Raw genomic sequence first — 25,358 nt, forward strand, 5'->3', positions numbered from 1 at the left:
CTTCCCTAACATGATATTTTTTTCATAGCAAAAAGAAGCATGAAAACTTCTTCATGCTTCTAAATAGTATTTAAAAACGATTGAATAAATGGTATACCTGCACCTAAAAGCACGCCATTTTCTGGGGAACGGCTTATATAAATAAAAGGATCATTGCTTGGAAATGCTGTCTTTTCATTTACTTTTTCATGAAGAATATTAATATCCTCTTCTCTTAAGTATGAAGTAATATGGCCACCCAAAATGAATTCTCTATTCAATACAAGGTGGATATTATTAATGGAAATGGCTAAATAATTAAGAAATTCATTCCATCTCGCAACATAAACTGGAGAATTGTTTCGCAGTTGTTCAAAAAATGACTCTAATGATTCGTCTTCTGTTAGAAGTGCATGGACAGAACTGTATGTTTCCATGCAGCCTTTCTTACCGCAATAGCACGGGGGCCCGTTTGGATTTACTGTCATATGTTCAACCGTTCCGCTATGCCCTTCTTTCCCCATGTAAATCTGCCTGTCGATTATAATCGCTCCGCCAAGATGGGGACCAATCGAGAGGTAGACAGCATCATCCATATCATTTCTTACCCAAAGCTCTGTTGTTGCTGCACATTTGGCATCATGTAAAAACATGCAGCGATATGGCAGATGCTGTGAAAACACCTCAATATCCAAGCCTGTAGAAATTAATATTTTTCCATAGGTTATTTTTTTGCCGTCATTAGATGTTAACCCTTGTACAGCAAAGCCAATTCCGAGAACCTGCTCTTCTTTCACTTGTAAGGCATCAATAAAGGCTAGAACTTCTTGACTTAACCATTTGTAATAGTGATGCTCATTAGCATATCCCAAGGATAACCGTTTTTGCTGAAATGCTTTTCCAAGCAAATCAACTGCCAGTAATTGTACAGTAGATTTTTGGATCTCCACTCCAATGCTGATTCGGGCCTGTGGGCAGATAGCATAAGCAGCTGCTCGTCTTCCCACTGAAGATTCAAACTGCCCACTCTTCTCAATTAACCCTTCTTGCTCCAAACGGACTAAATTTTGCGTTACTGTCGGCAAGCTTAAATGCAGCTGGTTAGCAATTTCTTGTTTGGAAAGCTTCCCATTTTGATAGATGAGATGATAGATAGCCGAATAATTGCTTTTTTTTATATCTTTAAATGTGATGTTATTTTCCATGAAAATACCTCATTTGATAAACCAATTTTATAAAAATACTTATCTTAACTCCTTTAAATATAACATACGAGCATATCCAATTACAGCTTTGTCAAAAAGCGTCTGACAATTTTTACTTTTAAATAGATTGACTATTATCAAAAGACGTTTTATTATGTAAATGTATTTTATAAAACTATTTTACAAAATAACTTAACGAAAAGGAATGATAAATATGGGCATTATTGAAAAAATGAGACTGGATGGAAAAAAGATTTTCGTTACAGGCGGTGCTAGAGGTATTGGAAAGAGTGTCGCAACCGCTTTCGCTGAAGCTGGCGCAGATATCGCTATTGTAGATTTAGATATTGAAGAAGCTGTCAAGACTGCAAAAGAATTAGAAGCTAACAATGGGATTAAGTCTATCGCTATCAAAGCAGATGTTACTAACCCACAAGATGTAAACGCTATGATTGATACTGTGCTTGAACATTTTGGCCGTTTAGATGTTGCCTTTTGCAATGCCGGCATCTGCATGAATATCCCTGCTGAAGATATGACCTTTGAACAGTGGAAAAAAGTAGTCGACATTAATCTTACTGGTGTATTTCTAACCGCCCAAGCTGCTGGAAAAGTCATGTTAAAACAAGGCGGCGGGTCTATTATTAATACAGCTTCCATGTCAGGTCATATTGTTAATGTTCCACAACCGCAATGCTCTTACAATGCTTCAAAGGCAGGAGTTATTCAATTAACTAAATCATTGGCAGTAGAATGGGCAACAAGAAATGTGCGCGTTAATTCCATCAGCCCAGGATATATCGGCACAGAGCTTACCTTGAATTCGCCAAGCTTACAGCCATTAATTGCTCAATGGAATGAAATGGCACCGCTTAAACGGATGGGAAGACCGGATGAATTACAATCTATCTGTGTTTATCTTGCTGGCGATACGAGCAGCTTTACAACAGGATCTGACTTTGTCATCGATGGTGCATTCACTGCTATTTAATAGATTCATAGGAGGTCATCATAATGAACTACTTACTCGGTACAGACATCGGAACATCTGGTACGAAAACCATTTTAATGGACACAGAAGGAAACTTGCTTGCTCAAGATCTCCAAGAATATGATGTGTTAACACCAAAGCCTTTATGGGCTGAACAGTGGCCTGATGTTTGGCTTGATGCTGCAAAAGCTTCTATCAGCAACACGGTTGAAAAAGCAGGTATTCATCCTGAAGACATTCGCGGACTTGCTATTAGCGGACTGTACGGCGGATCAGGCATTCCACTAGATGAGCATATGGAGCCTGTAAGACCTTGTATGATTTGGATGGACCGCAGAGCTTCTGTCGAAACGCAATGGGTGTTAGATACTATCGGGGAAGAAAAGCTGCTGGAAATTACCCATAATGGCGCCGATCCTTACTACGGCTACACGAAAATATTATGGATGAAAAATCACGAACCGGAAAACTGGAAAAAAACGAAGCTGTTCTTGCCTCCGAATGATTATGTTATTTATAAACTGACCGGAGAAGTGGCGATTGATTATTCTTCAGCTGGTAATATTGGCGGGATTTTTGATATGAATAACCGCACTTGGTCAAAGGAATTGCTCGATGCAATGGGAATCCCCTATTCCATGATGCCAGAAAAAATTGTTGAATCAACAGACATGATCGGCGGGTTAACAAAAGAAGCAGCTGCAGAGTTAGGACTTGCAGAAGGAATGCCTGTTATCGCCAGCGGGATTGACTGTGGTGCAGCTAATATTGGCCTTGGTGTGTTTGAATCTGGCAAATATGCAGCAGCTATTGGCACGTCCATGTGCGCCGCATTGATTTCTAATCAGCCAGTGAAAGGAAAAGACTTAATTGTTTGGCCATATTTATTCGATGCTAAAAGACTATCATACTATTTTGCTGGTGGAGCTACTGCAGGAGCAATCGTAAAGTGGTTTAGACAAACGCTATGCCAATTTGAATTAGAAGCAGAAAAAGCAGGCGGGAAAAATGCTTATGATGTATTAAATGAACAGGCTGCCAATATACCTGCTGGCAGTGAAGGATTAGTTGTTCTTCCCTACTTTATGGGCGAAAGAAGTCCTGTCTGGGATTCAGATGCGAAAGGCACCATTGTCGGTTTATCTTTAGCACATACGAAAGCACATATATATCGCGCCTTTTTGGAAGCGGTTGCCTACAGTTTAAGAGATGCCATTGAAGCAACAGGCGAAAATGTAGGTGAATCAATCTTGCTTGCAGGAGGTGTTACTAAATCAAAATTATGGAGACAAATTTTTGCTGATGTGACAGGCTATCCAGTTGTATGTCCTATTCACGATGTCGAAGCAAATATGGGGGATGTAATGCTGGCTGGAATTGGTACTGGTTTGCTTTCCTTTGAAGATGTGAAAAAGTGGCAGGTTCTTGATGAGAAGATTATGCCGATTGAAGACAATCACAAGAAATATAATGACTATTACAAAGTTTATAAATCTATTTACCAAAACTTAAAAACAGATATGAAAACGTTGACAAAAATATCAGCAGCTACAGTATGAATTTAGCAGCAGTAAAAAGGAGTTGTGATAAATATGGATAAATGGAGAAAAAGAATTGGATACGGGGCGGGCGATTTTGCCTGCAACCTCGTATTTAGTACAATGGCATCCTACCTCCTTTTCTTTTATACAGATGTTTTCGGAATTTCGGCAGCGGTTGCAGGTACTTTAATGTTAGTAACGAAAATCATCGATGCTTTTGCTGATACTGGCATGGGATTATTGGTGGACAGAACGAAAACCAGATGGGGTCAAGGGAGACCTTACTTCATTATTGGGGCACTTCCTTTTGCTGTGTTTACTATTATGACCTTCATCGTTCCTGATTTCAGCATGTCAGGCAAAATTCTATGGGCGTATATCACTTATTGCTTGTTGAACATTGCTTATACCGTCGTAAATATTCCATTAAACACGATTGTACCTCGGTTAACTTCCGATAATCATGAGCGCAACTGGTTAGTATCAACTAGAATGATCTGCGCATTGCTTGGGACTGCATTAGTAATGACCATCACCACACCGATGGTAAATTTCTTCGGTCAAGGAGATGACCAAAAAGGTTATTTAGTTACAATGACTATATATGGCATTGTCGCTGTGCTTGTCTTTGTGTTCACCTTTATGAATACAAAGGAAGTTGTGCCGCCGACCGTCCAGCCTGGCAAGTCCTCCTTTAAAGAGGATTTCAAAGGATTAACAGCCCCTGCTGCTATATTTTTTATATTAAACTTTCTCTACTTTAGTCTATATGTTATCCGAAATACGACTGTTATCTACTATTTCACCTATAATCTTGGCAGAACCGATTGGCTCACATTTGTAGGGATATTCGGAATTCTTTCCGGATTGCCAATCCTGCTATTATTGCCTTGGCTCCAAAAAAAGATGGCTAAGAAAAATGTTTTGCTTTTAAGCACCTTAATTTATATTGTTGGAGATTTAGTCCTTTACTTTGGAAAAACATCCCCTGCCATGCTGATTGCCGGCTTAACGATAACTGGTCTTGGCATTTACGGCATCTTTGGGACAACATTTGCGATACAGCCGGACGTTATTGATTATTCCGAGTACAAAAATAATCGCAGTATTTCTGGAATGATTGCCGCATTCCAAGGTTTTTTTGTAAAAGTCAGCTTAGGTCTTGGCAGCGCCCTTGTAGGAGTTTTCCTTAAAATCGGTGGATATGTACCTAATGCAACGCAAACTGAAAGCGCTTTAAAATATATTGAAATCAGCTTTATCTGGGTTCCGCTTATTATTTGTGTGCTGATTGGCATAACGATTGTTTTCTATAAGTTAGATGACAAACGGGCCGAAATGGATATTGAACTCGAACGAAGACGTGCAAAGATTAACAAAAATACCGAGCAGGATGCTTTAAACGAAGCACATTAAGTGTTAAGAGGATAGTGGATACCGCTATCCTCTTATCTTCAATGAAAGCCTTTCATATAAAACTCAATTGCTGTTGCTTCTTCGTTTTGAAGTCTTTCACGATTGCTTGATAATAAAGTTATTAATGCATTCATTTGCTCTGATGATGGTGTCACAAAGCTGCGATTAAAATGATTAATCCACTTCAAAAGAGCAGACTTACCTAATCTGGAAACTTCTCTGTTTTCACATTGAACATAAAAACTTATACTATAAAAAATTGCTTCCCATTTGGATAAAGAACATAATAAAATGGCTATATTATATTTAGTATGTTCATAGCTTGCTTCCTTATAAATATCATATAAGTAATCCTTTATATCTTCGTAATAATGCTGTGCTATTGCCTTTCGTGCAGCCTTGGATATGCCTATCATTTCCGATTGCAGAAGCTGAATAAATTCTTGCTTATACTTTGCTCCATCTAACTTCGATATAGCATGGATAGCAGCTTTTGTGATGGAAATACGGCTGTGATACAAGTACGGCTGTATTAGCTGTGCTTGTTCTTTACTGCCTGTCTCCCCTATTCCTAATAAGCTTTCACGAATATACTGGTTAGCATTCAACATACCCATATAAAAGCTGCTGAAATCTATGGATGTTTTTTGCTTCTTTAATAAAAATCTAGCAAAATAGCGAATAGTACTGCTTTTGTCTAAAAGCGCCGCTTCCAATTCCCTGCCACTTATTTCTGGAAAGTAGGAGTGAAATACCTCCAATCCCTTTAAACGAATCGAAGGAAACTTATCTCTTTTAAAAATGGAGTAATGCTCTTTAAATTCATGAGCTTTGAGACTACTTACTAATTCATTAAACAAACTTTGCCGCACAAGAGGGTCCTTTTCCTTTTTATATAGGTTTACTAGTAATTCCTTATCATATAGATTTGCGTGCATGATCATTTGATAACAAAAATACCGGACGTTCCTATCCTTTGCGCTTGTCCCCTCTTTCAGAAAAGGCAATGATTCTGGCTGTGATAAAACTTGAGCAACTTGTTGAAAAAGATGCTCTTTCTTAAGTTGCCACTTAAAAACAAGAGGAAGACTTGAGACAATTTCAGCCATATACTTATCATTTAAGCGACGCTCCACATATTTATCAGCTGCTCCCCTCACTGCTGCAACCCAATCCTTACATCTCAAAAGTAAAAATGGCCACTCTTTACCTGAAGTGTATTGATTTAATAGAATTAAAGCTTTTTCACGGAAATAGCCATTTGGGTGAAAGCTGCACAACCCTAAAATAATCACTCTCTGTTCTTCCCGCATATTTGGCAATAATAAATTCTCCGGTTTTTCCTTACTCCAATCCATGGACCAGTCTAATGAAGTTCGTTCTCGAAACAAGGCATCAAGTTTTGCCAATTCAAGGATGGTTAAGCACGCAACATGTTTAGTAAGCATACTAGCTGTTCTTCTTTTCAACACATCAGAACGTGTTAACAATAAGGGAAAAATAGCGGGAATTCTTGTTAGCTCGATATTGTCTGTATCTTTAAGCAGTTCTTCTATATAGCCATCTGAAAATCTGTCTGCAGGATTGTCTTTTTTACGTTTAGAAAACGGCCATTTCAATGGATATCTCCTCCCTACGGAAACCTAAGGCTTTAGCAATTAATCAATTATCTCCCAAACTCTTTCATCTTCTATCGTAAGCATCTTATTGAAAACTCCTAACGTTCTTACAGTTAGTTTTTCTCCATTTTCGAAATCAAATTCCTTTTCATAAGTTGCATAAACGCCGAAATTAGATAGATTAGAAGTACTGCTGCTTATCATGATATTGTCTAATGAGCATATTTGATTTGAATTGCAGTCAAGTCCATTTGTTGCAATTAACCATTGATCAAATTCTGTATTTGAAGGGGTAGTAAACCACATAAAAACAAATAAAACTATAATAATACTCGCTGCCACATACCTCTTTTTCTTGAACAAATCAATTATTCCTTTCTACAATAATGTGGCTATCTTGATAAAAAAAGATAGCTGCCAACTTGGCAGTTATCTTAAAGTTTCTTGTTTCGCTGCTAAATACATACGGTTCTGTATCCCGGTAATAAAAGAAAGCAAAAAGCAAGCTGTGGCTGTTAGGAAAGTACATACCACCCCAAACTCTTCAGTAAGCCATCCTAAAAAAACAGACGAAATACCGAATGCCGCATACATTAAAGTCCCTCTTGCAGAAAACACTTTAGCAAGCGCCTCTTGCCTAACTGCTTTCTGGAAAATGGATACCGCAGCTACGTCTTTAACCATCTGAGGAAATCCAAATAACAACGAAATGATTAAGGCAATCCAAGCATTCGAGATTAGCGCGAAGGCTAATGTAAGGATCACTAGTAAGAAGGTGGACCAGATAATGTAATACCCCAGCTTTTTCTCCAGCTTATCTGCAATTCGATAGACAATTAAACCACCAAAAAACATGCCTGCAAAGAAGGATGCATTTATTATCCCCCACCAAAACTCTTGCTTATGAAGAACTTCTTCTACATATACATATAAAATCGCAGCAATCCAAACGCCATTAGCAAAGGTTTCAAAAATATTCATTAAACTAATAGATCGGAGTTGTCTATTCTCCCAAATAATTATCCAGCCTTCTTTAATGGAGGACCACTTAGAAATAATCACTTCGTTTTTTGGTTGCTGATCTTGTTTAATATAAAACATAAACAATGAAGAAATAATGAATAAACAGAAAGTCAGCCAAAGAAGATGATTCCCTCCCCAAATAACTAACAGTATGCTCCCAATCGGCCAGGCGATTAACTGCGTTATTTGGTCAAGAACAGCTAAAAAACTATTTGTCTTGACGAGTTTCTCTTTTTGTACGAGAACTGGGACTAGTGCATTTCTGGCTGGCGTAGCACATCCATCTAAAAAGGATATGAAGGCAATCAGTATATACAATAGAATCAAGTTATCTAACTGAATCGTCGGTATTAATATACAAAGCAGGAAAAGCAGCAGCGTCTTACCACTTTGCGAATAAAATAAAATCCATTTCAGTTTATATTGATCAAGAATAATCGGCGCAAAAAAACCGCTGCATAATGCCGTAATGGTGATAACAAATGGCACTAGCGACATTAATGTTACAGAGTTAGTTGCTTTATAAACAATTGTTGTTAAACTAACTGTATAGATGACATCACCTAGATTAGCTAACATTTGGCCAAGCCAAAGAAACCTAAATGACATCTCATTTTTAAATTTTGACATAGGTAGCCCTCACTTCTTAATTTATTAAGTTTTAAGAAAGCGGGGAATTCTACATTGGATAGCCTCCTGTCAAAATATTCTAAATCAAGAATACCATAAATCTGTTTATTTGTACCATTATTTGTTAGAAAAAAAGCCGCCTAAAGGCAGCGAGGCAAATATCATTGTTTTTTATACAAATCCTCCGACGACAACCATTGAACCAATTGTTCGTATGGATAATAGGTAGTTCCTTTTAATACCAATTTAGGTGCATCAGGATATTTTTCCAACAGTTCTCTAACCTCTTCAGGGCGTAATCTTAAATAAACAAATAAATCTCGTTCTTTAATTAATAAAGGAGTTCCTGATGGACTGCCTTTAGGATTTTTAAAATTTTTCAAACCATTTCCGATGAAATAACCCAACAATGCCAACCCTGCACCTATCCAGAAAAAATCAATTTCCACGTCTTCAACCCTCTCTTTTTTTATCATTAATACGAGTATCAACTGCAAAAAGTTACCTATTTGTTGCGAATGGATAAATAATATTTGCCATTTGCCAGCACTAGAACAATGCTCATTGCTATTATGGAGAAAATTTGTGAATTACCTGATGAGATGGAATAGAATGTGGCGAACATGATTGCTATTAGTAAAGCTGTGCAAAAAAGATGATATGATTTATAAAAACCTATTAACATCACATGTTTTTCTCCATCATCGGCGACGTTTAATAGGGCATTTCCATAATCTTTATGCGAAGACCTTGGAATGATTGGGCGATGTGGTTGCACCAATCTATACAGATTCATCATAATTGACATTAAAACGCAGCAAATTAAAACGGTAATTAAGGAGAGTATAATAATTACAATTTCTTTATTGGTAATGAGCGTAATACATAACGCTAGCAAAGAAAAAATGAAATTAGAAAAAGTCAATAACGCATAATCTGAAAGCTTTTTATAAATTTGGATGTCTACTGCATCTTCTTCCTCTCCATCGACATCTTTATTATTTAAACTAATAATCTGCTTGTATAATCCAAAGCTTACCCCCATTACAATCACAATAATAATAAATATTGCAATTACAAACTCATCTACATATGGATCAAAATTTATTTCAAAGCCTTTCAAGATCAGAATCGAGCTAAAAAACCCGAGAATTGCACTAACAATGATTTTAATCCATGTTCTCATCATTCATCCTCCTCTATAAAAAATACATTTTCGACAGGCTCATTAAATATTCGGGCAAGCCGCACTGCAATTAATAGCGAAGGAATAAACTCCTCCCGTTCAATTAAACTGACTGTTTGCCTGCTTATCTTGGCAAGCTTGGCGAGTTGAGTTTGATTTAAACCGTCCCGTGCCCGCAGCTCCTTCAAACGACTTTTCATAATTTTCTCACCTCATACATTTATTGTAAATTACACATTTTGTTTTGACAAGTATATTTGTCAAAATGATAATTATATTGGTCAAATTAAAAACAAAAAAGACATCTTACTCTTTGTAAGATGTCTTTTTTGTTCTAATATAAGAATCATATATTTCTCCGATAATTCCTTTAAATTGGTGAACACCTGTATTACCATTAGTCATGATAATTAACCCTCTTCTTAACTTAGGGTATGCTACCATCATGCATTGAAATCCACTTCCCCAACCTAGTGATGAAATCTCTCCGCCTTCGAGAAACACGCCAAGTCCTGTCCAGCTTCTGCAGCCTTGTGCGGTAATTAGTTCTCTTGCTGCAGTTGGAGAAATGCCGATTTTACTTTGATCACCTAGCGCATTCATAACTTCTATTACTAATAGTGACAAGTCAGCTGCAGTTGTCCAAAGTCCTGCCGCTGCGGGATATGGATATAATGGATACTTTTCTTGCATGACATTTCCATACTTGTCATGGCCACAGCAATAATTATGGGATATGTCACTTATACGGCTTGGATAACGGCTGTTCGCCATTTTTAATGGTTGAAAGATGAACTCCTCTATAATTTCTTCTACTTGTTTTCCAGTTACATCCTCTATGAGCAGCTGGATAATACAATATCCAGCATCCGAATATTGAAAGTCACTTTCTGGTTCATACTGCACTTCAATCGGAGACTGGCAATATGGCGTTTCACCAGTTAATATTTCTTCCATAGTGGGAAGAACCGTGTCTTTTCGTTCTATAAAACTATCTTTAGGATCTTGTATCCCAGATTGATGACATAACAAATTCCGTAATGTTACACCCTTTTTTTTAGTTAAATAATTGTTGGGGATTTTCCATGATGTCAGCCTGTTATTTACATCCTCATCTAAATCAAGAATCCCTTGTTCTGATAGCACCATTACCAAGACAGCTGTTAAAAACTTGCTGATGGAACAAGCACTGAAAAGGGAATGATTGTTCACTATTTTACTCGTACCTGCTTCAAGAACACCATAATTATCAATTTGGGAAATCTGACTATCTTTAATAACAGAAACACTTAAACCTGCTACATTATAATGCTTCATGCGCTCAGGGATATTTATGTTTTGCACTGTACCACCACTCCCTATTTTTAACCAAATGATACCAGATGAAATGATATAGTGAAATAGACTACGCCACTATTTAAAAAAATGCACCTGATTTTAATCAGATGCATTCATTTAAATGATCATTATCGCTTTAACACAAGCACATTCACCGAATTTGCAGCTAAAGTAACCACTATACCATTACCCTCAAGGCTTATTTCTGTTTCTGCTGGTACAATCAGCTCTGCATTTTTCTTGTTTACATTCGGAGTAGAAATTAGCGAAGCATCTCCCGTAACTGTTATCATCTTGCCGGTCTGATTGACAACTATGTCTTTTAGTTCTAGCTTCGTTGTTTTTTCAAATGGATCTGCATTTACGAGCTTCACATATACATGGTTATCATCTTTTGTGACAGAGTGGTAGATATCCCGATTATAAGCTTCGAGTTTATAATCTAGCACTTTGCTTTTGAAGGTTCCGTCTGTGTATGAACAGATGAGTCGATTGCCTGTTTCTCCGCCGTAATTAACCGTAATTAAATAAGGCGTATTAACAGCAAGCTCTTCATAGCTGCTGGAGCGGAGATTTCCTGCTGCGGTGCTGGATGAGTAATCGCCTAGTCTATAACCTTCAACGCCTTGCTTATAAACCTTCACTCCTGTTGCGTTGCCATTATAGCCGATCGCATACTCCAGTACATCCTTTTTCTCTGGCGAAATATCGGTTAATCCGACACCTACAAATATACCATCATTGCCAGAGACCTTCGATGCTACAACTTCTACTTTATAATTCGTCCATGCTGCATTTTGGATATACAAGCCGTTTAGACCACTGTTTTGCGGCTTTAATACTAGGCCTCTTTCTTTATCAAGCGTATACCCTGCTGCACCTGGAATCATCTGCCATGCAGCATGCAATTCTTCTCTGAAATCTTGTTGGAACAATACTTCTCCGCTTTTGTTTTCAATCACCTTAACAGATTTCACTTCAACCTCTGCATTTCCGGAAGCTATTTCAATGCCGCCTCTTGCTGTAAGCTCAGTCAAGCTCCCATTTTGGTAAGAAGAAAAGGATGTTCCAAGCAATTTCGTACCAAGATATTTTCCGAACAGCTGTTGTACATAATAATTTGGCGTATACCAGACTGTTTCGTCATCAAACCAAATCAAATCTGGTGTCCAACGGTAAGTTCCATCTGTAAGTACTTTGTTGAACAGTGGTGCATAGGCAGCCAGACGGACAACATCTGAATTTCTTTCAAACCCAGTCATAATGGCTGCTTCAGCAACTGCACCTGCTAATGTATTCTTGTCAGTAGACGCAAACTCGCCGACAAACACTTTTGAAATTTCTGCCTCATTTATGCTGCCATCAGCCTGATAAGCTCTATAGTAATAATTGTATCTATCTGCGTTATTCAACAGATAATCATTGGAACGATAGTAATGCTCATCTGCGATTGTATCCATATAATTAGGCTGTGTTTCATACCATGTTACTGTTTCTTCGGTAACTGTTTTGCCGTCTGTAAAGCTGACGTTTGCTGCTTCTGTTAAGTTACCGCTTAAGAATTTCCAGCCTTCCTGATAGGCATCATCATCCGCTTGCGCACCAACTGTTGAGATTATTTGCAGGTTATGGTCTGGGTAATGCTTCACCATATACGCATCAATTGCTGCTTTAAAATATTCAAAGTTCGCAAAAAACTCTGTACCCCAGTTTTCATTGCCAACACCTAAATAAGGAAGTTCAAATGGTGCTTCATGGCCCATTTGTTTACGCAATGCTGCCCATTCATTACCTTCAAAATCTGTATTGATCGCAAAATCAATTAAATCTGTAAAGCTCTTAACAAAGTAATCTCTTAAATCCCCGCCTGCAGGATGGACATAATCAGAACGCGCTTGACAAAGCACACCGCAAGCCATAACCGGTAACGGAATTGCGTGCAAGTCCTCAGCCAATTGGAAGTACTCCATATAGCCTAGACCCATGGTCATCATATAGCCCCAAACATTAAAGTTTTCCTTACGCAGTTCGATAGGACCGACAGAGTCTTTCCATTCATACACATTCTCCCATATATAAGAGCCCTCTGAAATACAGCCGCCTGGAAAACGAAGGAAGGTTGGATGCAGATCTGCTAATGCATTCACTAAGTCTTTCCGCAGTCGATAGTTCGGATTTCCTTGATAATTTTCATGTGCAGTTGCTGATCTTCCTTCCTCACTAGCTCCCCAAACATCCTGTGGCATTAAAGATACCATATCAATTGAAATGTCACCGCTAAATGTTAAGGCCAGCTGTCCAAGCATGGACTGCGAACCTGTAAGAACAACACTTTCATCTACCCCGTATTTTTTCCATGTGTTGCTGTTGTCAACATGAATCGTTACTGTGTCGCTGATTGCTGCACCATCTTTATCCTGAAGCTGCAGATGAATGCTTCCTTGATTTTCTGCTTTTGCCCAAATAGTAAAATTGTATTTATCTCCTTCTTTAATAGACATAGCACAATGATGATTAGAATCAGTGAAGCCTTTATTGATAAGTGTGCTGCCATTTGGAACAGTAAGATAATGTGTATTAACGTCTTTATCCATTATGTCGAAAAATTCATTTAACCCGCCTGTATTGTGGACGGTAACAGACTCGATATCGCCATACCAGGCATGAAGCGGCTGATGATTTCTTCCTGTTGAACAGCCGCACACACCGGATGTATGCGAATATGTATCGAATAAAAAAGATTCAAAGGAACGATTTTGGACAAGTTCGGCATATATTCCCCCGTCTGCGGCGTTATTAATATCTTCATAAAACAAGCCATATAATGTCTTGCTTATATCTAAGATTTCTTGATTTCCGTCGATTGTTAATAAATGAGATGGAACTCCTTCCGGCAGGACAGACAATGAGAATTCCTTTTCCGCTGTTTCCGTTCCTTTACGCAACACAGCTGTCAAAGTAACTCCTTCCGGCTCGCTAATTTCGCCTAATTTCCCTTCATCTGACAGTAAGCTTGGATTACTTGATTTCCATGTGACTGCCACCTTCGCTCCCATAAGACTTTCAGGAAGTGTAACATCCTTTGAAACGACCGTAATTGGAAATGATAAATATTTATCTCTGGCAAGCTCGACAATCTCCGTATCAGAAAGTGTTTCACACATCACTTCAATTACTTCATCTTGTGTTAAACAAGTCTTATATACACGGAAATCGGACAACGAGCCGCAAAAGTCAGCATCTGCCTCAAATTGCGATTTTCCAATAAAATTATTGCTGTAGTTATCTTGATCAGTAAAAGTCTCAAACCATTCGCGCAGCTTTGCATATGTACCGCTCGAAGTCTGGCTGATTGTTCCGTCTGCAACAATTTCACCATTCACATAAATAACAGGACCTGCACTGCTTAACGTTCCACCTTCTGTGCCTCTGACTGTCATCGCCACATGTAGCCATTCTCCAGAAGAGTATGTTCTATTAGCATCAGCAATTAAATCCGAACCAGCAAAACAATTGCCCCGTAAATTTCTCGTTAAAAATAGGTACGGTCCAGTTTCCCCTTTTCCGAAATCAAAGATTCTTTCCCAAACATTGGACCCTTTCCCTAAGGAAAGCCAAGTGCTGACGGTCAATCCAGTCTGATCGGTAACTCCTTCAAGCAACCCAGCTGGAAGCTTTAAATAGGATGTCCCGCTCGCTCCGCCTGATAACGTAACAGCACTTCTCCCGCCAACAGTTTCTGCCACTGGTTTAATCTTCCCTTCAGCAGTTGCATGATTTTCATATTTGGAACTGTCTCTTCCTATATTATCTGCATCATTAAATTGATATTGAGCAACAATTGATTCAGCCAATGAGTTACTTTCATCGTTTCGCTTCATTTAATATCTCCTTTAAAATTATTTAAGCGCTTACTTAAAATCCCTACTTGTATGCACCAAATACCATTAAAATCAAACTTATACTTACAACTATTATAATATTGAACAATGAAATTTTCCAATATAATTTACAAATCTAAACTTAATATTCGAATAAAATTATCTAGTTAATAATTTTTATACCTATAACTCCCCTCTTTATGGTTCATTTTAATTAGACTAGTAGTTTTAATTAAAAGAATATTAAAATATTAAATTGACAAACCAATCTACAATGATTATCATTCTCAATATAACTAAAATATAGAAAAAAGAGGGGAAAAATGTACATAACATCTTTTAAAACAAAACCTGTCCTAGTTGCTGCACTATTTTCTTTATTCCTAGCTGGATGTTCAGCAGGTCAAGAAAATACAAATAGCGAAAATGTAGCTACACACTCTGTTACACATGAGCTTGGAACAGCAGAGGTTCCTGATAAAGCGGAGCGAGTTGTTACATTAGAGCTTGGCTTAACAGAAACGGCTGCTGCTCTTGGCGTGATACCAATCGGTGTTGCAGATGATGATAAGCCAGAAAGAATTGCTGAAGATACAATGAAATTAATCGATGGATACACATCAGTCGGCACACGTGCCCAGCCAAATTTAGAAGTAATTAGAAGTCTTAATCCTGATCTGATTATTGCTGATGTTGACCGTCATGAGAGCATTTACGAGGAACTACAAAAAATTGCGCCAACCGTTGCTTATAAAGACGATGCCGCAAACTATGAAACGGTAGTAGAAACTACAACAAAGCTAGGTGAAGCATTAAATAAAGAGTCCGAAGCAGAAAAACTGATTACACAGCATAATCAATTAAGTGAGGAACTAAAATCAAAGATGGAAGTAACGGATAAGACAGTATTACAAGCAGGATACAGTGAAGAAAATGTATTTAGTGTATCGACTTCCTCTGCTTTTACACCTGGTTTCTTAACAACGCTAGGTGTTAATTATGCACTGCAAGATGATACTGCAACAACTCAAGAGCTAACGATTGAACAGCTTCTTAAAATCAATCCGGATACATTAATTGTGACCATTACGGAAGATGCTCCTTCTGTTTTGGAAACATTAAAAGAGGATCCTTTGTGGAATAAGCTGACTGCTGTCAGCAGCAAGCAAGTTTACGAGGTTGGTCATAATGACTGGTCCCGCCGGAGAACATTGTTAGCTATTGAGGATAATAAAGAGAAACTTACAGAAATCTTACAAAATATGAAAACAGAAAATGCAGAATGACTTTATAGTCGTTCTCTTTTTTTGGAGGTGAAATTCCATAGCTTCCCGGTTTAATCTATCATTCGTGTTTGCAGCAGGACTAGTAATTCTGCTAATATCCAGCTTTTTTTCTTTAAAGATTGGTGCATTTTCCTTTTCATCCACCCAAATAATAACCGATTTGTTTTCAAACTCAGAATCAGAGTCTGCAATCATTCTCCAGGATGTTAGAATGCCAAGATTACTTATTACTATGATTACTGGAGCAAATCTAGCTGTTGCTGGGGCATTGATTCAAGCGTTAATGCGCAATCCTCTTGCTTCACCGAGTGTACTTGGCATTAATGCTGGGGCCTCTTTAACGGTAGTATCTTGCTTAGTATTCTTTCCGGCGATTACCGGCTATTGGCTCATCATTACAGGATTTATCGGTGCTACTGTCGCCGCATTGCTTATTTTTATCATGAGTGTGGTATTTCGAGGAGGAAATATCGCTGTTAGCATTTCACTCGTTGGCATTGCTATTCAAGCGTTTTTTTCGTCTGCAACTCAATCAATCTTAATATTTAATGAAGAATCCATCAAAACAATTCTTATTTGGCTGGCTGGTATGACAGCAGGTTCCACTTGGGACGATGTCTATCTTCTGCTGCCGCTTAGTTTGCTTGTTTATTTTTTTGCCTTTTGCTCCCATCGCTCCTTGTCCATATTGCTGTTAGGAGAAGAAGTCGCCATTAATTTAGGGCAAAGACTTGTGGCGATCAAGCTTTATGTAAGCATACTAGTCATACTGCTCGCCGGCGCAACCGTATCCATTGTCGGACCGATTGGCTTTGTCGGCTTAATCATCCCCCATATTGTCCGCTACTTGGCCGGACAAGATTATAAATGGGTGCTTCCATTAAGTGCTTTATATGGCGGCTGTTTATTAGTTGTTGCAGACATCCTTTCCCGGTTTATCATGTTCCCTGCTGAGACACCGGTAGGAATTTTAACCGCCTTATTAGGTTCCGTCTATTTTGTCTACCTGTCACGCACTAAAAAAATGAAAGAGAAGAGTTGAGTTATGTGAACTATAAACGACATCCGCTTTTTATTATGATGGGGTTGTGTGTAGTCCTCCTAACCCTGGCTGTTATTAATATTGGTCTGGGAGCAGTGCCCATTCCACCACTTCGAGTCATCTCTTCCTTGATCGGATTAGGAGAATACAACGAAACATACATTATAGTTTTTTACAGACTGCCCCGAATTGTCTTAGCCTTACTCGTTGGCGGATGCTTAGCTGTTGCTGGTGTAATAGCTCAATCCATATTACGAAATCCATTGGCTGCACCAGATACATTAGGTATAACAGGCGGAGCAAGCATTGGAGCAATCGGGTTTTCCCTGCTGTTTCCGGCAGCGTCTCCCTCCCTGACAGGTATCGCCGCTTTTATCGGCGGCACTATTGCTGCGGCAGCTGTTTATTTACTAACCTATCAACGCACCGGTACCGAACCTGCCCGATTGGCGTTAGTCGGTGTTTCTGTTAGTGCATTTTGCGGTTCATGTGTAGAGCTCTTTATTTTAAAGATGAATACAAACCTGCAGACATCCTTGCTTTGGCTGAACGGCAGCTTATTTGGACGTACATGGCAATCGGTAATTGACCTCCTGCCATGGGCAGTTATCTTAATAACTGTTACTCTTTTTCTAGCAAAAACTCTCGATATTTTCATCCTAGGAAAAGAATCGGCAATCGGTCTAGGTATCAAAACAGAAACGGCCACTGCAATTTTAATGGGATTATCCGTCCTATTGACTGGTGCAAGTGTTGCTGCAGCAGGAATGATTGGCTTTGTCGGACTAATCAGTCCCCATATTGCCAGAAAGCTAGTTGGCACAGTTCATCATTATCTTATTCCAACAACCACATTAATTGGAGCAATAATGCTGCTTTTTGCTGATTGTATCGGGAGAGGAATAATCCCTCCAATTGAAATTCCAGCAGGGATTGTCACTGCCTTAATTGGGGCACCATATTTTCTATTTTTGCTGTGGAAGCAATCGTCGAAGAAGGGATTGTTGACTCGGTGAAATTCAAATGGAAAAGGAGGAGCAATTATTTTTGCTCCTCCTTTTTTAACTCAATCGCACCGTAAAAGTAGTAATACCACCTGGAGTACTTTTCACTGTTATCTTCCCTTTATGTTTCTCTACAATCGATTTAGCAATAGCTAAACCAAGGCCGTTTCCACCATTTTTCCGCGAACGGGAAGGGTCATTACGATAGAATCTGTCGAATATTTTTTCTAAATGCTCTGATGTAATCCCCTCTCCCGTATTTGTTACCTCTAGTAATATTTCATTATGACGCTTTCTTAGATCTACTGTAATTAAGCCTTGAAGATTTGTGTACTTAATAGCATTATCTATTAAAATCATCACTAGTTGCTTCATTTGCTCCACATTACCAAAAGTGTTTAACTCAGGTTCGATATGATACTCAAGATTGACTTCCTTTTCATAGATAACACCTTCCATTGTCAGAATGACACTTTCGACTACTTTGCTTATATTGAAAGGAGCAAAAACTAAGTCAGAGCGTTTGTCATCCATTTCTGCCAGGTAAAGCAGGTCATTGGTAAGCAACTTCATTCTTTCTGTTTCTGTTTTAATGTGATGAATCCATTTTAATTGATTCGCAATTAAATCTTCCTGGTTGCTCAATAGTACATCTGTATTGGTATGAATGACAGATAGCGGTGTTTTTAATTCATGAGAAGCATCAGAAATAAATTGCTTCTGCTTATTAAACGCTTCCTTGACTGGCGCGATATAACGGTTAGCCAAAAACCTATTAACTATAAACACGATAATTAGCATAATAATACCTACAAGAATAAAGGTATAAATTAAATTATCGACGACTTTTAACTCGGCCGTAACATCAAGCGCATAAACATAATAGCCTGACTGATTTTCTTCCACCATATATGCCCAATTAGTATCATTTAGCTTTAAGCGTCCTTTAGAAGAGTCACTTGTTGATATCTCCTCTATAACTCTTTCATAGAATGCATTATCTAGGTCTAATTTAGATTGTGAAGATAGTATATTCCACTTGTCATCTGTCCTCAGCTCAAAGCATGGTAAAAGTTCATCCTTTGAAAAGCCGGTTTGTTCACCTTGAGAAGGTGGTGATTTGTCATCCTTGCTGATTTTGCTTTTTTTGTGATAATAATCAGATACCATTTCTAGATTAATGTTTATATCACTATTTACTTTTTGACAAGTAATAATGTAGATAGAGATAAATGCTGCTAGCATAATAATGATGATGGTAGCCATGTTGGCAATTAAGAAGCGATTACGTAATTTTGTGAACATCTGATGCCACCTCCAAAATATACCCGACCCCTCTTATTGTTTTTATTTGGACGATTGAATTTAAAAAAGCTAGTTTTTTTCGTAAAAAAGAAATATATACTTCCACATTATTATGTTCAACATCTGAATCAAGCCCCCATAATTTTTCAATGATTTGCTCTTTCGATGTGACCGTATTTTTTCTAATTAAAAGCAGCTCTAATAACTTGCCCTCTTTTAAAATTAATTTCAAATCTTTGCTTTTGCACATTAACATAAGGGTAGACATATTTAACTCCAGATCTCCAAATTTCAAGGAATCTTCTGGAACTACTTCATTATTGCGTCTTAGTGCCGCTCTTATTCTTGCCAGCAGTTCATCAGTAGCAAACGGTTTTGCGATGTAATCATCTGCACCATTATCAAGTCCTGAAACTTTATCTGGAACTTCTCCTTTTGCAGACAGCATTACAACAGGAGTTGCGATTCCCCTATCTCGAATTGTTCTCAAAACTGTTATTCCGTCTAGTTCAGGCAGCATAATATCAAGCAGTATTAAATCATAAATGCCGGTGAGGATAAAATCCAGCCCTGTTTCTCCATCATGCACCATGTCCACATAATAATTGTTTTTACTCAGAATTTGCGCTAATGCTTCAGCAAGACCCACTTCATCCTCGACGATTAAGATTCTCATTATACTTCCCCTTACCTAGTTTAATAAAAGTCTAAAAACATATTTCATGAGGATAATCATAACACTTTTCAAAGTCAAATTTAAAATTTATTCATTGATTCTTCCATTTAAGATTCATTTAAGGTTCGGTTTATAAGATAGTCTTAGCACAGAACAGAAAGAAAAGGAGGAGCTGCTGTTACTTTTACTTCCAGTACGGACAAAGGATCATTAATTGATTAAATATGTAATGCGAAGTCTTTTGGGAGTAATTAATATGTCCATCTAAATTTAAATATCTATAATAAAAGGAGAATATAAATGAAGAAAAAATATATTATTTCAATAGCAGCAGTTGCTGTACTTATACTAGGAATCGGAGGCTACACATTACTTAACAGCTTTATGGGAAATAATGTGGAGATAAACTCTGTGTTAGATCAAAATGAGGAATCTAGTACATCTGAAGCAAGTGCAGATTCTGATGCAACACCTGTTTCTGCAGAAGATTTAAACGGTGATTGGCAAATTGCTGACGCTTCAAGTGTATATTGGTCTGTTACAACATCACAAGAAACAGTTAACTTTGTCAATGAAGAGGTAACAGGCAATTGGACAGTGGATATAAATGACCCAACAGCAATGTCTGGTGAAGGAATTGTCGATATGAATGCATTGGATTCAGGGAATTCCCAAAGAGATGATCATGTCAAAGAAGGCGCTGAGTATTTAAATGTTACCGAATTTCCAGAAGCAACATTTGCGACAAGCACCTTTTCAGAATTACCAACAAGTTGGACAGAAGGAACTGTTGTACCCGTAACGATAGATGGAACAATCACTATTAAAGGCATCGAAAAGGATGTGCAATTTGAATCAGAAGCAATGTACCAAAACGGGCAGCTTCTGTTATCAGGATCTACTGTTGTGACATTCGCTGATTTCGGAATGGAAAACCCACATTCAGTAGCCTTAGACACAGAGAATGACCTTACTGTACAGTTGGAGCTTGTATTAGATAAGGCATAATAACTGATAAAGACGCCAATGGATGTTGGCGTTTTTGTCTTTTTTCTCGGGGTTAATAATCATTCCATTCTAATCTGCAACGCTTCCCTTTACCATGTTTACAAAGCATCTAGATTTTTAGTTTTTCTATTAAGTAAATAAGGACCCTTTGTTAGTAATGATTAAAATTTAACTGCCTGATATTATTAACTTTCTAGTTTTTTCATCATAAATTTTGTAACTAATTTCAACCATATGATCTTTTGTAACTGTCACTTCACAATAGTAAGGGATTGATTTTCCATAAGCATCTAGTTCAGGAATATTCCTAAAGGAAAACCATTCATCTTTGTTGAGCATGTTAAATTCTGCTGATGAAGAGCGACCAGCTGTATCTATTTCAATAACACATTTTCCAGTGACAACATCATATTCCTTTAGTACAACATATTTCACGCTTGGAAGAGTAATCACTAGCATTAAAACACCTATCAATAAAACTCCACCATTTTTTATTATTTTTAATAATGAATAATCCTTACCACGATAAATTACAATAAAGGAAATAACTGCTGCTATTACAAACAGCACTCCGAGGCTAAGCATCAAGTAGTATAAAAACATTTTTCTCTCCCTATCATTATTCTTCTGTTGCTTATATTATAGCATCGCTCTTCCAGAATCCTACCATTTCAAAAAACTCACTTCGAGATTTTTATCCCTTCCACACCACACCTAATAGAATAGAACTTGGTAATTATGGGATGAGTATCCCGAGATAGATTTAATTTTTTTAACCTTCTTTTACCTAACCTTCTATCTAACATAGAAAAAGCCTGAATAATAATATTTTCTGAGTTTATAGCTTGCTCAATAGTTAGAGAATTGTAATTGATTAGTGCTGCATAAAGATGGTAACTTTGAAAAATGCTTTGCGTTATCATAATCTCTTCAGCAGCATCTGAAGCTACTAATAATTCTCTTCGTTCGAGGGAGTTAAGCATTACATTCCAATCTTGGTTATAGGGGATTTCCTTTAGTACTTTTTCATCCTTAATCTGTTGATATAGCTTCTCATGTTTAACTGCATATGTAACATCAGATGCTGTTAATATTTCATGTTTGTCCAAAGTAATCCATACCCTACTTGGACTATCATGATATTTCCGATAAACCGCTGCATGTATTTGAATTCTTCCTTTTAGCTTATCACTTAGAAAACCTTCCAATGTAGTTTTCAACTTACTCCATTGCAAAACATTCACCTTCACTTTTTAATCTGTCTATATATCTAAACGCTCTTGGAGAACTAATCTGCATTTTGTTTATAATACTTAATCTATAACTCTACTATCATTCGTAATAGAATTAGCGATAACCTCACATTTTTTTATAGCCCAGCTATAATGACTAGCAGTGTTTGCTGTGAAATAGCTGTATAAGTTTGTTGTTTTTGTCCACTTATAGTATTTTTTTGTCATGATTTCTTCATTAGTATGTAATTTAATAAGATTCGTGACCCTTCCATGGCTTAGCTTTAATTTTTTTATTGCTTGATTTAATGTTACATCTTGATAGTTAGCCCAAATTTGCATATTTAACTCTTTCAGATTACTCCATTTAAATCCTGGTGCCGGCATACAAGGAATGTCCCCATCCATACCTTCTCTGTGCCATCTTTCAAGCATTGCTTGCCACTCATAAAGATGCATTAATACATCACGAAAATTCTTATCTCTTTCTTGAGTTTCAATAGATTGAGTCCTTTTTCTGCTAGGCAATGACTCAATTATTTCTAACAATGTTTTCAAATTTATATCGCAGTTTATTAATAATTTTTCTTTTTCATTTTTCATAGGCGTATCCCCTCACTTTTACTATATATTAACATAAGAACATACGGTCTTTTATTGTACTTTCTAAAAAACTGGAAAAATCTCTAAAATTATGTATAAGAATAAATAGATATATATTATTTTTTACAGAATTTTTTTAATTGTTAATTTATAATATATATTGATACGTTCTTAATAAAGAAGGGAGTATGTTTGTGAAGAAAAAATTTTGGAGAAAAAATACATTAATTATAATTTGTTCTATCCTTATTGCTGGAACAGCAGGATACTCTGCGTATTTACAATTTTCTAAAGCTGATGTCAAAGTTAGCGAAGTAACAGCCACAGCTGAATCGGATTCAAACACAAAAACATTTATTAAAATTGAGGAAACTAATGCTAAACCAGTTGAGGAAGAGTTCCCGCTAAATATTGGTGAAGGCGAAGTGCAAATAGCAATACATAAAATGTCACATCAAAAAATTGAAGCAGATGAAAAGTGGGGATTTTTGCCGCTGACTCAAGAGCGAATCAAGAGACTGATTAAAGTTGTTAACAGCGGTAATTATGAACACAAATCTCTGTATTTAGAAATACTTAACCGCTGGTCAAATGGAGACTTTTCACAAGCAGATAAAGATCATAACGCTATTTGGAGGCTGCAAGGCGGTTCAGTCGGTGAAGCGACAGGTGTATTATCAACAGAGGAAGAAAAAGCGTTTATTGAAGAGCATTTTGATGTGGATTAATGACATTATGACTTTTGAACAATGATACCTTATTTAAACTGTTTGTCAGCTACTTATGCTAATTATTCCGTTCTGTGCCTAAACATATTTATTATGATTGGATGGACTATAAAAGCATGTTTAATTTTTCAATACATGCTTTTATTGCATCTTATTTTCTTAACTAGAATAACCTCTAATGCAAATGGAATTACTTAGTATCAAAGTCTTTCTAAAAATAAACGAACCTGTTTTGGAGTATTAAGTATAACCACTTTCTTATGTTTAGATAAAACCTCTAGACTTTTCAATATAACAGGTCTTTTCGTATGAGGATACTTCCAAATCCACTTAAAAAATGCAAAAGAAAATCTTTCTTCACAGCCTTCTCCCATATCTGGCCTAGTTTTATGATGATATTTTAGTATCCTTTTAATCATTCTAAACATACAAGTCCATCTAGAAATATCAAGAAAAATGATTGTATCTGCTGCATTCAGCCTTATATCCATTGTACCGCCATAGTTCCCATCGATAATCCAGCTTTCTTCTTTCACTAATTCAACTTGAATATTTATTTGTTCATTTTTCGGGACGCCAACCCAATTAGGCTTCCAGAATAATACATCAAGATGATATACCCTCAAATTTAACTTTTCCCCTAATTGCCTGGCCATAGTTGATTTACCAGATCCACCAGAACCAATCAATACAATCTTCTTCATTCATATTACACCTCCCCTATAATGACAAAAAGCCGCCATATGGCAGCCTTCGTATTAGTTAAATCAAATTAACTTAACAAACCATGCTACATAATATGCAGCTGGTATAAATATTAGTTGTGCAACAATCGTACCAACAAACTTGGAACCTATCATTGTGAGAGAGTAGCTTTTTAGATAAATGTAATCAACCTGTTTCTTCATGACTTTATCTGCTAGAACAGATGCTTTTGGGTCTATAAATAAAGTTAGCAATATGGTCGCTATTCCATTTATGATGCCAGATGACATTAAAGCAGCCGGAGCATACGTTTCAGGTACGAGCATTGAAGCATAAATAGACGACAAAACACCAATCGTAAACACTGCAGAAATAACTACATTAATGATAAAAAGTCGTTTAGGAATAGTCTTAAGAGTAATCCCTTTTAAATATGTAAACCTCGGAAGACGAAAACACATTACCACCTTTTTAAAACCATTTTTATTAAAATTTTTTATAAATAAAGCTACAACAGAACCACTTTGTTGAGAAAGTTGAATGATGGCTCTCGAGAAAATATTAATGAATGTAGGAAATAAAAATATTCCTAACAATACACCAAAAGATGTAACTCCTATCAAAACTCTATATTGCTCTTCAATGTAATGCATTGGATTAATACTTGGTGCTTCTGCAATAAGCTTTGCTGTTAAAGGTTGTTGAAACATCGTAGAAAACCTAGAAACAATAAGCAATGTACTAAATAAAGATAAAGCTGTTGCGATTAACTTTACCCTTGCACCTGAAATTCTAGTAGAATATGCTAATGTTTCAATCATTGTTACTAACAATAAAAATAATGATATTAATAAGACTTTACCTGTAACTAGATCCATAATAACTCCTCATTAGTTAACTTAAATATCTTAGATTATTATAGACCATTATACAAAAATTGATAATATAAAGACTCCAATC

General features: G+C 37.0%; 24 protein-coding genes. 8 read left to right on the top strand and 16 right to left on the bottom strand.

What is annotated here, in order from left to right; translation table 11 throughout:
* Nucleotides 1-59 precede the first annotated feature (59 nt).
* The gene (locus L8T27_RS21430) at nt 60-1,184 is read right to left on the bottom strand and encodes an ROK family transcriptional regulator (protein WP_233315103.1); all 1,125 of its coding nucleotides are present in this window, start codon (nt 1,182-1,184) and stop codon (nt 60-62) included.
* 214 nt (nt 1,185-1,398) lie between these two features.
* Between L8T27_RS21430 and L8T27_RS21435 the strand changes: the two genes are divergently transcribed.
* Genes L8T27_RS21435 through L8T27_RS21445 form a run of 3 tightly spaced genes read left to right on the top strand, consistent with a single transcriptional unit; the run spans nt 1,399 to nt 5,132 of the window.
* Nucleotides 1,399-2,175, top strand: coding sequence for an SDR family oxidoreductase (locus tag L8T27_RS21435; RefSeq protein ID WP_233315102.1), 777 nt, complete (start codon nt 1,399-1,401; stop codon nt 2,173-2,175).
* 23 nt (nt 2,176-2,198) lie between these two features.
* Complete coding sequence (locus L8T27_RS21440; RefSeq protein WP_237942875.1) at nt 2,199-3,734, top strand: FGGY-family carbohydrate kinase; 1,536 nt, start codon at nt 2,199-2,201, stop codon at nt 3,732-3,734.
* A 33-nt stretch (nt 3,735-3,767) separates the two neighbouring features.
* Entirely contained in the window at nt 3,768-5,132 is a 1,365-nt protein-coding gene (locus tag L8T27_RS21445; RefSeq protein ID WP_237942877.1) for an MFS transporter, read from the top strand.
* A 38-nt stretch (nt 5,133-5,170) separates the two neighbouring features.
* Here L8T27_RS21445 and L8T27_RS21450 read toward each other — a convergent pair whose 3' ends face one another.
* The 8 genes from L8T27_RS21450 to L8T27_RS21485 form a co-directional block, all read right to left on the bottom strand.
* Entirely contained in the window at nt 5,171-6,751 is a 1,581-nt protein-coding gene (locus L8T27_RS21450) for a hypothetical protein (protein ID WP_237942879.1), read from the bottom strand.
* 39 nt (nt 6,752-6,790) lie between these two features.
* Nucleotides 6,791-7,093, bottom strand: a complete 303-nt coding sequence (locus L8T27_RS21455; RefSeq protein WP_237942881.1) for a hypothetical protein — start codon at nt 7,091-7,093, stop codon at nt 6,791-6,793.
* An 87-nt stretch (nt 7,094-7,180) separates the two neighbouring features.
* Nucleotides 7,181-8,404 carry an MFS transporter gene (locus tag L8T27_RS21460; RefSeq protein WP_237942883.1) on the bottom strand — a complete coding sequence of 408 codons (1,224 nt, stop codon included), beginning with the start codon at nt 8,402-8,404 and terminating at the stop codon, nt 7,181-7,183.
* 161 nt (nt 8,405-8,565) lie between these two features.
* Entirely contained in the window at nt 8,566-8,853 is a 288-nt protein-coding gene (locus tag L8T27_RS21465) for a DNA-binding protein (protein ID WP_233315096.1), read from the bottom strand.
* Nucleotides 8,854-8,909: 56 nt separating this feature from the next.
* Nucleotides 8,910-9,593, bottom strand: a complete 684-nt coding sequence (locus tag L8T27_RS21470; protein WP_237942885.1) for a DUF3169 family protein — start codon at nt 9,591-9,593, stop codon at nt 8,910-8,912.
* Complete coding sequence (locus L8T27_RS21475; protein WP_233315094.1) at nt 9,590-9,790, bottom strand: helix-turn-helix transcriptional regulator; 201 nt, start codon at nt 9,788-9,790, stop codon at nt 9,590-9,592. Before L8T27_RS21475 ends, L8T27_RS21470 begins: the two co-directional genes overlap by 4 nt.
* Nucleotides 9,791-9,896: 106 nt before the next feature.
* A complete protein-coding gene (locus tag L8T27_RS21480; protein WP_237944144.1) occupies nt 9,897-10,907 on the bottom strand; it encodes a serine hydrolase domain-containing protein in 1,011 nt (336 codons plus the stop codon).
* A gap of 149 nt (nt 10,908-11,056) precedes the next feature.
* Complete coding sequence (locus L8T27_RS21485) at nt 11,057-14,809, bottom strand: alpha-L-arabinofuranosidase C-terminal domain-containing protein (RefSeq protein WP_237942887.1); 3,753 nt, start codon at nt 14,807-14,809, stop codon at nt 11,057-11,059.
* Between the two features lie 323 nt (nt 14,810-15,132).
* On the opposite strand from L8T27_RS21485, the gene L8T27_RS21490 reads away from it, so the two are divergent.
* The 3 genes from L8T27_RS21490 (at nt 15,133) to L8T27_RS21500 (ending at nt 18,153) form a co-directional block, all read left to right on the top strand.
* On the top strand, nt 15,133-16,095 hold the full coding sequence (locus L8T27_RS21490) for an ABC transporter substrate-binding protein (RefSeq protein ID WP_237942889.1): 963 nt from the start codon (nt 15,133-15,135) through the stop codon (nt 16,093-16,095).
* 64 nt (nt 16,096-16,159) lie between these two features.
* Nucleotides 16,160-17,137 carry a FecCD family ABC transporter permease gene (locus tag L8T27_RS21495; protein ID WP_233315091.1) on the top strand — a complete coding sequence of 326 codons (978 nt, stop codon included), beginning with the start codon at nt 16,160-16,162 and terminating at the stop codon, nt 17,135-17,137.
* A gap of 5 nt (nt 17,138-17,142) precedes the next feature.
* A complete protein-coding gene (locus L8T27_RS21500) occupies nt 17,143-18,153 on the top strand; it encodes a FecCD family ABC transporter permease (protein ID WP_237942891.1) in 1,011 nt (336 codons plus the stop codon).
* A gap of 45 nt (nt 18,154-18,198) precedes the next feature.
* Here the strand turns inward: L8T27_RS21500 and L8T27_RS21505 are convergent, their stop codons facing one another.
* Both L8T27_RS21505 and L8T27_RS21510 read right to left on the bottom strand, forming a co-directional pair.
* Nucleotides 18,199-19,446 (bottom strand): sensor histidine kinase, encoded by a 1,248-nt coding sequence (locus L8T27_RS21505; RefSeq protein WP_237942893.1) that lies wholly within the window; start codon nt 19,444-19,446, stop codon nt 18,199-18,201.
* Nucleotides 19,427-20,122, bottom strand: a complete 696-nt coding sequence (locus L8T27_RS21510; protein WP_233315088.1) for a response regulator transcription factor — start codon at nt 20,120-20,122, stop codon at nt 19,427-19,429. The genes L8T27_RS21505 and L8T27_RS21510 overlap by 20 nt, the downstream gene beginning before the upstream one ends.
* A 300-nt stretch (nt 20,123-20,422) precedes the next feature.
* Here L8T27_RS21510 and L8T27_RS21515 point away from each other — a divergent pair, with 300 nt between their 5' ends.
* Nucleotides 20,423-21,130: a YceI family protein gene (locus L8T27_RS21515; protein ID WP_233315087.1), complete on the top strand. Its 708-nt coding sequence runs from the start codon at nt 20,423-20,425 to the stop codon at nt 21,128-21,130.
* Nucleotides 21,131-21,298: 168 nt separating this feature from the next.
* Here the strand turns inward: L8T27_RS21515 and L8T27_RS21520 are convergent, their stop codons facing one another.
* The 3 genes from L8T27_RS21520 to L8T27_RS21530 form a co-directional block, all read right to left on the bottom strand.
* Complete coding sequence (locus L8T27_RS21520; RefSeq protein WP_233315086.1) at nt 21,299-21,733, bottom strand: hypothetical protein; 435 nt, start codon at nt 21,731-21,733, stop codon at nt 21,299-21,301.
* 77 nt (nt 21,734-21,810) lie between these two features.
* Nucleotides 21,811-22,365 (bottom strand): SF0329 family protein, encoded by a 555-nt coding sequence (locus L8T27_RS21525; protein ID WP_233315085.1) that lies wholly within the window; start codon nt 22,363-22,365, stop codon nt 21,811-21,813.
* Nucleotides 22,366-22,443: 78 nt separating this feature from the next.
* Nucleotides 22,444-22,965 (bottom strand): ClbS/DfsB family four-helix bundle protein, encoded by a 522-nt coding sequence (locus L8T27_RS21530; protein WP_233315084.1) that lies wholly within the window; start codon nt 22,963-22,965, stop codon nt 22,444-22,446.
* A gap of 194 nt (nt 22,966-23,159) precedes the next feature.
* Here L8T27_RS21530 and L8T27_RS21535 point away from each other — a divergent pair, with 194 nt between their 5' ends.
* Nucleotides 23,160-23,693 carry a DUF6241 domain-containing protein gene (locus L8T27_RS21535; protein WP_237942896.1) on the top strand — a complete coding sequence of 178 codons (534 nt, stop codon included), beginning with the start codon at nt 23,160-23,162 and terminating at the stop codon, nt 23,691-23,693.
* A 200-nt stretch (nt 23,694-23,893) separates the two neighbouring features.
* Here L8T27_RS21535 and L8T27_RS21540 read toward each other — a convergent pair whose 3' ends face one another.
* Entirely contained in the window at nt 23,894-24,397 is a 504-nt protein-coding gene (locus L8T27_RS21540; protein WP_237942899.1) for a DNA topology modulation protein, read from the bottom strand.
* Between the two features lie 63 nt (nt 24,398-24,460).
* A complete protein-coding gene (locus L8T27_RS21545; RefSeq protein WP_233315081.1) occupies nt 24,461-25,276 on the bottom strand; it encodes a lipid II flippase Amj family protein in 816 nt (271 codons plus the stop codon).
* Between the last annotated feature and the right edge of the window lie 82 nt (nt 25,277-25,358).

This window comes from Niallia sp. Man26 (assembly GCF_022049065.2).
Taxonomy (GTDB): domain Bacteria; phylum Bacillota; class Bacilli; order Bacillales; family Cytobacillaceae; genus Niallia.